The organism is Agrobacterium sp. CG160-95 (assembly GCF_053521725.1).
The window spans coordinates 77,053-90,312 of the sequence record NZ_JBNWDU010000006.1; the positions used below are offsets into that span (position 1 = coordinate 77,053).

Genomic DNA, 13,260 nt, shown 5'->3' on the forward strand with positions numbered 1-13,260 from the left:
CATCGAACACCCTAGCAACAGAGTGTAGATTACGCTTGATGAGAACGTTGATTCGATTGCTGAAATGGCTGGGCTACGCTGCTCTTTGCGGCGTGGTGCTGGTGTTGCTTGCGGTTCTGTTCGTCGGTCTCACCCCGATGGGTGCAAGAATTGCCGCAAAGCAGATTTCATCGCTCGTTTCCACGCCCGACCAGACAATCGAAATCTCTCCACCCAGCGGTCTTTTGACCGGTCGCCTGCGGCTCGACAATGTCACCCTTTCGGATCGGCAGGGACCTTACGCCCGTGTGAACCAGATCGCCGTTGACTGGTCGCCGCTCTCGCTTCTTGCCGGAACCTTCCACGCCGACCGGGTGTCGGCCGGATCGATTGATGTCGATCGCAAACCGCTTCCCGCTGAGCAAACATCGACCAAAAGCTCCGGCAGTTCGTCCCTGCCGATTGAAATCGACATCGACAGTTTCGATTTCTCCGATATTAGCCTCGGACAATCCCTTCTTGGCCGCGACTTCGAGCTGACCGCCGAGGGCAATCTCAAGGCCGCGCAGGACGATATCAGGTTATCGCTCACCGCCCACCGGCAGAGCACGCCGGACGCTGCGGTCAATGCAGACATCGCGTTTCTGCCGAATGAAAATGTCTTGAAGTTGAAAGCGGAGATGAAGGAGCCCGAGGGCGGGCTTCTGGCCACGCTGCTCTCGCTTCCGGGCACACCCGCCGTGGCGATCGATGTGAACGGTGAAGGTCCGCTTTCTGACTGGACCGGCACTCTGCGCGGCAACGTCGCCGGCAACCCCGTGCTCAACGTCACCGGCCACCATCTACTTGGAGACGACGGCACGCGGCGTATCGAGGTCGCAGGCGGCGGCCAGCCCGATCTGCTTCTGCCCCCCGCTTTCCGACAGCTTTTCGCCGGCGAGACGAAACTTGATGCAAACGCCACGCTCTCACCGCAGGGGCGCATCGAAATCGGCAGCAGCACGCTGGAAACCGGCACATTGCTGCTGACGGCCTCGGGCACCGTGGATCCGAACGGCCAGAACGATCTTAGTGCCAACCTCATCGGCACCGCCGGGCCAGTGGATTTCCGCTGGCCGCTGAACAATGGCGAGATCCAGGCCCTCATCAATGGCATTGATCTTTCCCTGAAGGGCAACGCTGATGCCGCTCATCTCAACACCACGGCATCGTTGCGCAGCCTTTCCCTGCCACAGGGTAGGCTTAATGATGTCAAGCTGACGGCCAGGAGCGGCAATCTCAACATTGCCGATCGCAGCGGCACCATCGACACCATTCTCTCCGTGGCACAATCGTCCTTCGTCAGCCCGGATATTGACCGGCTGGTGCGTGCGCCGGTCACCATCAAGGCGCCGGTCAGCCTCACCTCGTCGACCATCGGCTTTGACGGCGCGACGCTGGAGAGCGCCAGTGTCGGCGGAACGCTGAACGGCAGTTTCGACCTCGCCAACAATCGCCTGACATCCAGCGTGCAGCTCTTCGCGTTGCCCGCCACCCTGCCGCCAGCGCTGGCGGAAAAATTCGATACCACCATCGCTTTGCAGGGCGATATCGACCTGGTCATTGGCGGGCGCACAAGCGTTCAGAACCTCGTGGTCAAATCCGGAACAATTGAAGCGACAGGTGATGTCAGTCTCGAAGACGACGCGTTGAGCGCCAATCTGACGGGCAAGTTTCCCGCTCTCGAAAAACTGACGCCACAGGCAAAGGGCGTTGCCGATTTTGCAATTGAAGCCAGCGGCGCGCTTGCCGCGCCCGACTTCAATGTCACCTTAAGCTCCGAAAGTGCCACTCTTGCCGGACGGAAGCTTGAAGCGCTGAAGGTCAATGCCTCAGGCAAGGCCGATCCGGCCGCACCGCAGGCAAAACTGACCGCCAGCGGCAGCCTCGACCGGCAGAAGATCGACGCCAACGCCAATGTGGTGCAGACAGAAAACGGCACGGCAATACCCGAGCTTCATGTGGCAGTGGGTCGCAACATCTTGAACGGGAAGCTGCAATTCTCGCAACAATTCCTGCCATCTGGCGATCTTTCGTTCAATTTCCCGGACTTGGCCCTGCTGGCGGCACTTGCCGCGCAACAGGCAGATGGCGATATTGCCGGCGACATCGTACTCAGTAACGATAACGGCCGGATTGCCGCGACGATAAAGGCGAATGGCGGCAGCATCCGCCAGGGCACAACGGTTATTTCGAAGCTCGCTGCCGATATCTCCATTGACGACCTTCGGGCGCTCGCCATCAACGGCAAGGTCAGCGCCGACAGCGTCAATGCTGGCACCGCGGCGATTTCGGCGCTGAATGCGACCATTGGCCATTCCGGCACGACCACCAACTTCGATGTCAACGGACGCTACGACAATGCGCCGCTCGTGGTAAAGGGCAGTGCCAATACCGCAGGATCGCCGATGACCGTGCGGCTCGATGCCTTCTCGGCCGCCCCCAAGGGCATTGCCGTACGGCTCGAAAAGCCGAGTACAATGGCGATCGAAAACGGCACGGCCCGCATCTCCGGTCTGACTATCATCACCGGCGACGGGCGCGTCGAGGTAAACGGCACGGCGGGTTCGACACTCGACATCAACGCCAATATCCGCTCGCTTCCCGCGAACCTCGCAAATGCCTTCGCCACCGGGCTGGATGCGGCGGGGAGTATATCCGGGACAGTCAGCGCCAAGGGCACGGCTTCAGACCCGGCGGTCGATTATAATCTGAACTGGACGAATGCCGAGGTTGCCCAGACGCGTGCGGCAGGGCTTGCAGCGCTCGGCATCAAGGCAAACGGTCGTTTCGCCGGCGGCACCCTGCAGATCGATACGAATGTAACCGGTCAGGGCGGCATGTCGCTTTCGGGCGGCGGCTCCCTCGGCATTGCCGGTAACCGTCCGCTTTCCATGGCCTTTTCCGGGAGGTTGCCCTTCTCCGCCGTTGCCGCACAAACCGCAGCACAGGGCCTCGATGTGGACGGCACCGCCGCCATCGATGTGAAGATTTCCGGCAGCGCTTCCGCGCCTGTCGTTACCGGCAGCATCACCACCGATGGTACGCGCCTGACCGATGTGCGCCGTAACCTCACGGTCAACGGGCTGGCAGCAACGGTCACCTTCGATCGTGATCGCGCCGTCATATCCCGGCTGACGGGAAAGCTTGCTGGCGGTGGAACGATCTCGGGAACGGGTAGCGTCGGTATAACGGGCGGTTCGGGCTTTCCAGCCGACATCACGATCACGTTGGACCGCGCCGGTTACAATGATGGCACGCTGGTGACGACCATCGTAAGCGGCACGCTGACGCTGAAGGGCCCGCTTCTGAATTCGCCCGTGCTTGGCGGCAAGCTGACGCTGGACAGAAGCGCCATCACCATCCCGGAGAAACTTCCAGCCTCGCTGACGGAAATCGACGTCAAGCACAAGAACGCCCCGCCGCAGGTGCGGGCGCAGGTAAAGGCACTCGGTAACGATCAGGGTGGCAGTGGCAGTTCATCCACTATCAATCTTGATCTTCAGGTAAACGCACCAAGCGGCATCTTCGTGCGCGGACGCGGCATCGACGCAGAACTGACCGGCAATCTGACCATTCGCGGTACGGCAGCTGTTCCCGTCATCTCCGGCGGTTTTGAAATGCGCCGTGGACGGCTCGAAATTCTCACCCGCCGTCTCGATTTCAATACGGGCAAGATAACCTTCGGCGGCGGCCTCGTGCCGGTTCTGGATATGGAGGCGCAGTCCACCGCTGGTTCCGCCACCATCACCGTTGCGGTTTCCGGCAATGCCAACGACCCGACATTCGCCTTCTCCTCAACCCCGGCTCTGCCGCAGGATGAGGTTATGGCACAGCTGATCTTCGGCCAATCCATGTCCAAGCTCTCGGCCTTGCAGATCGCGCGGCTGGCGGATGCGGCAGCCCAGCTTGCCGGCGGGCGCTCCACCTCGTTGTTCGACAAGCTCCGAAGCAATCTCGGTGTCGACGATCTCGACATCTCGACGGATTCCGAAGGCCAGGCCCGCGTTTCCGCAGGCAAATATCTCAACGAGCGAACCTATCTCGAGCTGCAGCAAAGCGGCGATTCCGGCGCAAAGGCCATCATCAACCTCGATGTCGGGCGCGGCGTGAAGCTGCGCGGTGAAGCGGGCGGTAATGGCGAAGGTGCAGCCGGTATATTTTACGAGAAAGAATATTGAAGTCTTCGCATTTAGGTTTGCGAAACCATCTCATGCTACGAATCTTCCATTGAAGGCGGAAAATATTGTTTCCGGCTGTTCAGGCACCAGGCAGAACGCCAAATTCGCATATGCAAGTGTCGGTGCACTTGCGCTGGCCTCCACAGCGAGCATTGGGAAGAATTCTGATGGCAATGATAAACTCTACCAACTTTGGCGGCGAGACGCTCGAAATCATCGCATTCCGCCTGCATGATCAGGAATTCTGCGTGAAGACGACGACTATCCGCGAAATTCGCGGCTGGGCGCCTTCAACGCCCATTCCCCACGCGCCGAAAGACGTCATCGGCGTCATGAACCTTCGCGGTTCGGTTATTCCGATCATCGATCTCGCACACAAACTCGGAATGAAAAGCACCGTCGCAAATGAAAGAAGCGCCATTGTGGTGGCCGAAGTGCACAACATGGTCATCGGCATGCTCGTCGATCGCGTTTCGGACATTCTGACGATCCCGGCAAATCAGGTCCAGCCGGTTCCGGAAATCTCGGCCTCCTTCGACAAGTCCTACTCCGAAGGCATCATTGCCAACGAACATGGCATGATCTGCTTCCTGAACCTTGCAAAGATGTTCAAGGGAACCGAAGCGGAAGATCTCGCCGCCTGATCGTTGCAATTCCTTTGCATGACGGCCGGTTCGCGTTCTTAGGCAACGTAAGAACAAAGGCTCAAATACGAGACTATTGACCATTGAACCAAACCGCCGGAGCACCTGCCCGGCGGTTTTTGTTTTCATGACCGTCTCTTTTATTAAATAAGAACATTTTAATATTATAGATATCTAATATTAAGAGCCGACGAACAGTACCGCGCCTGCATCACATCACGCGGGGTCCGATACCTGACCGAGGCTGACAAGTCGCAAGTGCCTGCATTGCTGCCTTTGGCGGCAGAACCTGTTCGTTGTTCAACATGATACGGCGCCGACCACACCTCCTGTGCGGCAGCGCGCGCCGAGGCCGCAATTTGGGGGACGTTAATGCTGGGGTTAGGGAAAAGCGCAGACAATCGAAATATGCTCGATGCGATATCCAGATCGCAGGCAGTCATAGAATTCGATCTTAAAGGCAATATTCTTACGGCAAACAGCAATTTCTGTGTGACGCTGGGCTATGATCTCGCAGAGATCGTCGGCAAGCATCATCGTATCTTCTGCGACCGGGAATTTGTCGCATCGCACGCATACCAGGAATTCTGGGAATCTCTTGCGCGCGGCGAATTTCAGGGCAAGGAATATCGCCGCATACGCAAGGATGGATCGACCATATGGATCGAGGCCTCCTACAACCCCGTCTTCAGGTCAGGCAAACCCTATAAGGTTGTCAAGATAGCGACCGACATCACAGCCAAGAAGATCAAGGCTGTAGAAGATGCTGGCAAACTCGAAGCGCTTTCACGCTCCCAGGCCACCATCGAATTTTTGCCGGATGGTACGATCATTACCGCCAATCCGAATTTCTGCGCCACTGTCAACTACGACCTCAAGGAAATCGAAGGCCGGCACCACCGTATGTTCTGCGATCCGGCCTATGCAGCATCGCCAGCCTATGCCAATTTCTGGCCGCGGCTGGCATCCGGAGAATTCATCTCAGACGAATTTGTTCGTTATGGAAAGAACGGCAAGGAGATATGGATCCAGGCCGCTTACAACCCGGTATTGGATGAGACAGGCAAGGTGGTGAAGGTTGTGAAATTCGCAACCGACGTGACACCGCGTATGAGCGCCATCACCCTTCTCGCCGATGCCTTGCGGGCACTGGCCGAGGGTGACCTGGTGCAGCGCCTCGATAGCAGCTTCGTGCCCAGCATGGAGAAATTGCGCCAGGACTTCAACGACGTGGTCGGCAAACTTCAGTCCACCATGCAGACGATCGCTCACAATGCCTCGACAATCGCATCCGGCTCGGGTGAAATCCGCATAGCCGCCGATCAACTCTCGCAGCGAACCGAACAGCAGGCGGCCTCGCTGGAAGAAACCGCAGCGGCGCTGGAGCAAATCACCACCACCGTGACCGATGCCAGCCAGCGCGCCGGCGAGGCCGGGAAACTGGTGTTGCGCACGAGAGAACATGCCGAACATTCCGGTGAAGTCGTTCAGCAGGCAATTTCCGCCATGGACGCGATTTCGCGCTCCTCCGGTGAAATCACCAACATCATAGGCGTCATTGACGACATCGCATTCCAGACCAATCTTCTGGCGCTGAATGCGGGCGTGGAAGCTGCTCGTGCCGGTGAAGCGGGCAAGGGTTTCGCGGTGGTTGCCCAAGAGGTGCGGGAACTCGCGCAACGATCCGCAGTTGCTGCCAAGGAAATTAAGTCCCTCATCAACACCTCCCGCGAACAGGTCGCCAATGGCGTCGATCTGGTTGGCAAAACCGGCGGTGCACTGCGGGATATTCAATCGCAAATGGGCGAAATCGATGCCAACGTCTCGGCCATCGTCGAGGCCTCGCGCGAACAGGCCAACGGTCTGAGAGAAATCAACCAGGCTGTCAACGTTATGGATCAGGCGACCCAGAAAAACGCCGCTATGGTGGAAGAAACCACTGCCGCCAGCCACGGCCTCGCCAATGAAGCGGACAACCTGCACGAATTGCTACGGCAGTTCAGAATATCGCGCGAAGGACAGATATCATCTGCCCAGCCGATCAATAAAAGAGCCGCTGCAATAACGAGGCTGACAGCACCACAGCCGCGATACGCAACGGCGACGTCTCACGGAAATGCTGCGCCCGAATGGGCGGAGTTTTAGTATGCTTCGAAGCCCGGATGCCAATGCCGGTCGGCAACTGGCATTATAAAATGACGCGGTCCACACGGGTGAAGATTTCGAAGTCTTCACCCCGCACCAGCGCAACAAGCGTGATGCCCGCACTCTCGGCGGTTTCGATGGCAAGCGCGGTAGGAGCCGAAATTGCTGCCATAACCGGACTACCAAGGATCGCTGTCTTCTGAACCATCTCCACCGACAGGCGACTGGTGACGGCAACAATGCCTGTCTTGGCGGAAATACCGGCATTCACGACAGCACCGGCCAACTTGTCGAGCGCATTGTGGCGACCGACATCTTCGCGCACCGCAAGCAAACCATCTTGAGGACTGTAAAAACCCGCACCGTGAACGGCCCTGGTTTCGCGGTTGAGGCTTTGTGCGTCGCTCAGTGCTTTCACCGCGGCAACGATATCATCACCGTGGATCGACATTCTCGCGCCGCTGAGATCGGGGACCACGCGAACCGCCTGTTCTATGGATTCGATCCCGCACAGACCGCAACCAACCGGACCCGCCATATGCCGCCGTCTCGCCCGCAGGGCATCAGCCTCGGCGTCCATCAGATCCACCTGGACATCATAGCCCTGCCCGGCTTCAATGACCTCTATCGCCCGGATTTCGCTGCGTGCCGATATGATGCCCTCTGTCAGGCTGAAGCCGACGGCGAAATCGACAAGATCAGCGGGACTAGCCATCATCACGGCATGGGTGCTGCCGCCGTAAGAAAAGGCAACCGGCACCTCCTCCGGCACGGCGCGCTCACCCGTGCTAAGGACGCCCTGTCGCAGCGCGGATCTTGCGACCCTTCGATAACTGGCTTCTATCGACACGGCGATCATCCCTCCATGACAAGAAACACGCCTTCTCGCCTACTCCCGACCGGCAGCAGCACGTTACTTTTCACCATCATGTCTAGCCTATCGCCCTGAAAATCGGAATCGATTTCCGCAAACGTAATGAGCGGACCGAGGCGCTTTTACTGGAACGAGAACTCAGATTTTTCTGCCTGCTCAAGAAAACAGGCAGTGGCCGAAAACAAAAAAGCGACCGAAACGGCCGCTTTTTTGTTTTGGATATTGTGTGGACAGTCATTCTTTCGAACCCGCCCGGTGCTTTCAAGCGGCGACGAGAACCTCATGCAGGTTCGTCAGTTCGTAGAGATGCTTTTCAAGCTTGGTCAGATGCTCGTGGTGATGATTGCCTTCCTGAATTTCGGCCTTGGCCAAATCGATGCGCTTCTGCAGCGTGTCAGGGGACATATCGTCAGCCGAAACAGCGGATTCGGCGAGAAGCGTGCAACCTGTCGGAAGAATATCGGCAAAACCACCGAAAACGACGTATTTATGGGTTTCGCCAGAGGCGAATTTCACCGTCACCAGGCCCGGCTTGATCGTCGTCATGGTAGGCGCGTGATTGGCCAGAACCGTCATCTCACCCAGCGTAGCCGGAATGACGACTTCCGTAACCGTTTCGGAAACGAGCAGACGTTCCGGGGAAACGAGATCGAATTTGAAACTGTCAGCCATGGCTATTCACTTCTTTTCAATTACGCGGGCGTCACGGACTTGTTTATTAAAACGCCGGCAAAGCCGTTCCGGTTTCACCGTCATCGTGTGCAAGGCGCGTGGTCGAACCACGCGCCCGCCAATTCATAATCAGGCAGCTTCAGCAGTCAGCTTCTTTGCCTTTTCGATGGCTTCTTCCATCGAACCGACCATGTAGAAAGCTGCTTCCGGCAGGCTGTCGTATTCGCCGTTGACCAGGCCCTTGAAGCCCTTGATCGTGTCTTCGAGTGCGACGAGCTTGCCCGGAGAACCGGTGAAGACTTCGGCAACGAAGAACGGCTGCGACAGGAAGCGCTCGATCTTACGGGCGCGGGCAACCGTCAGCTTGTCTTCTTCCGACAGTTCGTCCATGCCGAGGATGGCGATGATGTCCTGAAGGGACTTGTAGCGCTGCAGGGTCGACTGAACCTTACGGGCAACCTCGTAGTGTTCTTCACCGACGATCATCGGGTCGAGCATGCGCGAGGTGGAGTCGAGCGGGTCAACAGCCGGGTAAATACCCTTTTCTGCGATCGAACGCGACAGAACCGTCGTTGCGTCAAGGTGCGCGAACGAAGTGGCCGGCGCAGGGTCGGTCAAGTCGTCGGCGGGAACGTAAATCGCCTGAACCGAGGTGATCGAACCCTTGTTCGTGGTGGTGATGCGTTCCTGCATCTGGCCCATGTCGGTTGCGAGCGTTGGCTGATAGCCCACAGCCGAAGGAATACGGCCGAGAAGAGCCGAAACTTCCGAACCAGCCTGCGTGAAGCGGAAGATGTTGTCCACGAAGAACAGAACGTCCTGGCCTTCGTCGCGGAAGTTTTCAGCGATCGTCAGACCGGTCAGAGCGACGCGAGCGCGGGCGCCCGGTGGTTCATTCATCTGGCCGTAAACGAGAGCAGCCTTGGAACCTTCGCCGCCGCCAAGCTTGTTGACGTTCGACTCGATCATTTCGTGATAGAGGTCGTTACCTTCGCGGGTACGCTCACCCACGCCGGCGAATACCGAGTAACCACCGTGCGCCTTGGCGACGTTGTTGATCAGTTCCATGATGAGAACCGTCTTGCCAACGCCAGCGCCGCCGAACAGGCCGATCTTGCCGCCCTTGGCGTAAGGAGCCAGAAGGTCAACGACCTTGATGCCGGTAACGAGGATCTGGCCTTCAGTCGACTGCTCGACGTAAGACGGTGCGTCCTGGTGGATGGCGCGCTTCTTGGCCGTTACGATCGGACCTGCTTCGTCAACCGGCTCACCGATGACGTTCATGATGCGGCCGAGCGTTTCCAGACCGACCGGAACCTCGATCGGAGCGCCCGTATCAGCGACGACCTGACCGCGGACGAGACCTTCGGTCGAGTCCATGGCGATCGTGCGTACGACGTTTTCGCCGAGATGCTGAGCGACTTCCAGAACGAGGCGGTTGCCGTTGTTATCGGTTTCGAGCGCGTTGAGGATCGGAGGCAGTTCGCCTTCGAACGCCACGTCGACAACAGCGCCGATAACCTGGGTAACCTTGCCCGCGCCGTTCACCGCTGCGGTTTTCTTGGGGGTAGCTGCCTTAGCCATTATCCTTACCCTCTTTCCTTACCTCAGAGCGCTTCCGCGCCCGAAATGATTTCAATGAGTTCCTTGGTGATCTGAGCCTGACGCTGACGGTTGTAGGAAAGCGTCAGCTTGTTGATCATATCACCGGCATTGCGCGTTGCGTTGTCCATCGCGCTCATCTTGGCGCCCATTTCACCGGCAACGTTTTCGAGCAGAGCCCGGAAAACCTGAACCGAAATGTTGCGCGGAATAAGGTCTTCCAGAATAGAAGCCGCATCAGGCTCATATTCGTAGACGGCGCTCTGCGTTGCCTCAACCTCTTCCACAACAGGGACTGCGGCAGGAATAAGCTGCAGACCGGTCGGGATCTGGCTGATGACGGACTTGAATTCCGAGTAGATCAGCGTGCAGACGTCAAATTCACCCGCATTGAACAGGGAGATCACCTTCTTGGCGATCTGGTCGGCGTTTTCGAAACCGACCTTCTTCACTTCGCGCAGTTCGATGCGCTCGATGATATTAGCTGCGAATTCGCGACGAAGGCTGTCGTAACCCTTCTTGCCGACCGTGATGATCTTGACCGTTTTGCCTTCGGAAATCAGCTTGCGGGCTTGATCGCGGGCAAAACGGGAAATCTGCGAGTTGAAACCGCCGCAAAGACCACGTTCAGCCGTGCAGACAACGAGCAGATGCACGTTGTCCTTGCCGGTGCCGGTCATCAACGCCGGAGCGACGTCCGCCTCTACCGCCTTGGCGATGTTGGCAAGAACGGCGCCCATGCGCTGAGAATAAGGCCGGGCGGCCTCCGCAGCTTCCTGGGCGCGCCGAAGCTTCGCCGCGGCGACCATTTTCATCGCCTTGGTAATCTTCTGCGTCGCCTTTACGGAGGCAATGCGGTTTTTCAGATCCTTTAGTGAAGGCATCCGTTATCCGTCCGAGTAAAAGAGCCCTAATTACGAGAAAGACTTCGCGAAGCTATCAAGAGCGCCCTTGAGCTTGCTCTTGGTATCGTCGCTGATTGCCTTTTCCGTGCGGATGGTGTCGAGGATCGCCTTGCCTTCCGATCGGAGGTAGGAGAGCAGACCCTGCTCGAACTTGCCGACCTGCGCGACCGGGATCTTGTCGAGATAACCGTTGACACCGGCGAAGATCACCGCGACCTGCTCTTCCGTCTTGAGCGGAGAGAACTGCGGCTGCTTCAGAAGCTCGGTCAGGCGGGCACCGCGGTTAAGCAGGCGCTGCGTAGAAGCGTCAAGGTCCGAGCCGAACTGGGCGAAGGCGGCCATTTCGCGATACTGGGCAAGTTCACCCTTGATCGAACCGGCGACCTGCTTCATCGCCTTGATCTGGGCGGCAGAGCCAACGCGCGAAACCGACAGACCGACGTTAACGGCCGGACGGATACCCTGGTAGAACAGGTCGGTTTCGAGGAAGATCTGGCCGTCGGTGATCGAGATCACGTTGGTCGGAATGAAGGCCGAAACGTCGTTGCCCTGGGTTTCGATGACAGGCAGAGCCGTCAGAGAGCCAGCACCCATTTCGTCGGAGAGCTTTGCAGCGCGCTCCAGAAGACGGGAGTGAAGGTAGAAGACGTCGCCCGGATAAGCTTCGCGGCCCGGAGGACGGCGCAGCAGAAGCGACATCTGACGGTAAGCAACGGCCTGCTTGGAAAGGTCGTCATAACCGATGAGGGCGTGCTTGCCGTTATCACGGAAGTATTCGCCCATGGCGCAACCGGCAAACGGTGCAAGGTACTGCATCGGAGCCGGGTCGGAAGCCGTGGCAGCAATGATGATCGAATACTGCAGGGCGCCGCGCTCTTCCAGAACCTTTACGAACTGGGCAACGGTCGAACGCTTCTGGCCGATAGCAACGTAGACGCAATAAAGCTTGTCGCCTTCCGGACCATTGTCGTGAATGGCCTTCTGGTTCAGGATCGCGTCGAGAATGATCGCGGTCTTGCCGGTCTGGCGGTCGCCGATGACGAGCTCGCGCTGGCCGCGGCCAACCGGGATGAGGGCGTCGATAGCCTTGAGGCCGGTCGACATCGGCTCATGAACCGACTTACGCGGAATGATGCCGGGAGCCTTGACGTCAACGCGCGAACGCTTGGCGGCGTTGATCGGGCCTTTACCGTCGATCGGGTTGCCGAGGGCGTCAACGACGCGGCCGAGCAGTTCCGGACCGACCGGAACGTCAACGATAGCGCCAGTCCGCTTTACGGTGTCGCCTTCCTTGATGGCACGGTCGGAACCGAAGATAACCACACCGACGTTGTCGGCTTCGAGGTTGAGCGCCATGCCGCGAACGCCACCAGGAAACTCGACCATTTCGCCGGCCTGAACATTGTCGAGACCATAGACGCGGGCGATACCGTCACCGACGGAAAGCACCTGACCGACTTCCGAGACTTCCGCCTCGTTGCCGAAATTTTTGATTTGATCTTTCAGAATTGCGGAAATTTCCGCGGCGCGGATATCCATCAGCCAACCTCTTTCAGTGCAAGCTTAAGGGTGGAAAGTTTGGTGCGAAGAGACGTATCGATCTGGCGAGAACCAACCTTGACGATCAGGCCACCGAGGATCGAAGGATCAACGGTAACGGAAACCGTCACATCCTTGCCGGTAACGCTCTTCAGCGCCGCCTTCAGTTCAGTTTCTTGCGCTTCGTCGAGCGCATGTGCCGAGGTGACCTCGGCGGTAATTTCGCCGCGATGGGCAGCAGCAATGGAGCGATAGGCGCGGATCATGCCGGGAACGGCAAACAGACGGCGGTTATTCGCAACGACCTTGAGGAAATTGACAGCAAGACCGGCAATACCGGCCTTCTCGCAGATTGCGGTGATTGCCTTGAACTGATCCTCGGCGGAAAACACCGGGCTCGCAACCAGACGCTTCAAATCGTCACTTCCATCGAGAAGTGCGCCGAACCTGTCCAGATCGGCTCCAACTGCCTCGACCGCACCCGCTTCCAAAGCAAGCTCGAAAAGCGACGATGCATACCTTTCGGCTACACCGGATGTTCCATGGGAGGTATCTGCCACGGGCACTTTTTCCCTGCTAATCGTCCAAGAACATCAGCGAGGGGGATCCTCCGCATCAAATTCTTGAAATCGTTTCAATTTCCCCGAAAAAGACCGGAATTCCCCCCTGCCTTTTCCCAA

At 58.1% G+C, this 13,260-nt stretch carries 9 protein-coding genes; 3 read left to right on the forward strand and 6 right to left on the reverse strand.

Going from position 1 to position 13,260, the window contains the following annotated elements; all coding sequences use genetic code 11:
- Nucleotides 1-38: 38 nt before the first annotated feature.
- The 3 genes from ACQZ63_RS20050 (at nucleotide 39) to ACQZ63_RS20060 (ending at nucleotide 6,988) form a co-directional block, all read left to right on the forward strand.
- Nucleotides 39-4,199 (forward strand): translocation/assembly module TamB domain-containing protein, encoded by a 4,161-nt coding sequence (locus tag ACQZ63_RS20050; protein WP_448799391.1) that lies wholly within the window; start codon nucleotides 39-41, stop codon nucleotides 4,197-4,199.
- A gap of 167 nt (nucleotides 4,200-4,366) precedes the next feature.
- Nucleotides 4,367-4,843, forward strand: a complete 477-nt coding sequence (locus tag ACQZ63_RS20055) for a chemotaxis protein CheW (RefSeq protein WP_003504949.1) — start codon at nucleotides 4,367-4,369, stop codon at nucleotides 4,841-4,843.
- Nucleotides 4,844-5,251: 408 nt separating this feature from the next.
- Nucleotides 5,252-6,988, forward strand: a complete 1,737-nt coding sequence (locus ACQZ63_RS20060) for a methyl-accepting chemotaxis protein (protein WP_162763648.1) — start codon at nucleotides 5,252-5,254, stop codon at nucleotides 6,986-6,988.
- Nucleotides 6,989-7,031: 43 nt separating this feature from the next.
- On the opposite strand, the gene fdhD is transcribed toward ACQZ63_RS20060, so the two are convergent.
- The 6 genes from fdhD to ACQZ63_RS20090 all read right to left on the reverse strand — a co-directional run bounded on the left by fdhD (nucleotide 7,032) and on the right by ACQZ63_RS20090 (nucleotide 13,146).
- Nucleotides 7,032-7,847 (reverse strand): formate dehydrogenase accessory sulfurtransferase FdhD, encoded by an 816-nt coding sequence (fdhD, locus tag ACQZ63_RS20065; protein ID WP_113556164.1) that lies wholly within the window; start codon nucleotides 7,845-7,847, stop codon nucleotides 7,032-7,034.
- A gap of 276 nt (nucleotides 7,848-8,123) precedes the next feature.
- The gene (locus ACQZ63_RS20070) at nucleotides 8,124-8,534 is read right to left on the reverse strand and encodes a F0F1 ATP synthase subunit epsilon (RefSeq protein ID WP_003516751.1); all 411 of its coding nucleotides are present in this window, start codon (nucleotides 8,532-8,534) and stop codon (nucleotides 8,124-8,126) included.
- Nucleotides 8,535-8,663: 129 nt separating this feature from the next.
- Entirely contained in the window at nucleotides 8,664-10,118 is a 1,455-nt protein-coding gene (atpD, locus tag ACQZ63_RS20075; RefSeq protein WP_003516750.1) for a F0F1 ATP synthase subunit beta, read from the reverse strand.
- A 23-nt stretch (nucleotides 10,119-10,141) separates the two neighbouring features.
- Nucleotides 10,142-11,020: a F0F1 ATP synthase subunit gamma gene (locus tag ACQZ63_RS20080; RefSeq protein WP_003516748.1), complete on the reverse strand. Its 879-nt coding sequence runs from the start codon at nucleotides 11,018-11,020 to the stop codon at nucleotides 10,142-10,144.
- A gap of 30 nt (nucleotides 11,021-11,050) precedes the next feature.
- Nucleotides 11,051-12,580, reverse strand: a complete 1,530-nt coding sequence (gene atpA, locus ACQZ63_RS20085; RefSeq protein ID WP_003516747.1) for a F0F1 ATP synthase subunit alpha — start codon at nucleotides 12,578-12,580, stop codon at nucleotides 11,051-11,053.
- Nucleotides 12,580-13,146 carry a F0F1 ATP synthase subunit delta gene (locus ACQZ63_RS20090; RefSeq protein ID WP_025594541.1) on the reverse strand — a complete coding sequence of 189 codons (567 nt, stop codon included), beginning with the start codon at nucleotides 13,144-13,146 and terminating at the stop codon, nucleotides 12,580-12,582. Before ACQZ63_RS20090 ends, atpA begins: the two co-directional genes overlap by 1 nt.
- Nucleotides 13,147-13,260 lie beyond the last annotated feature (114 nt).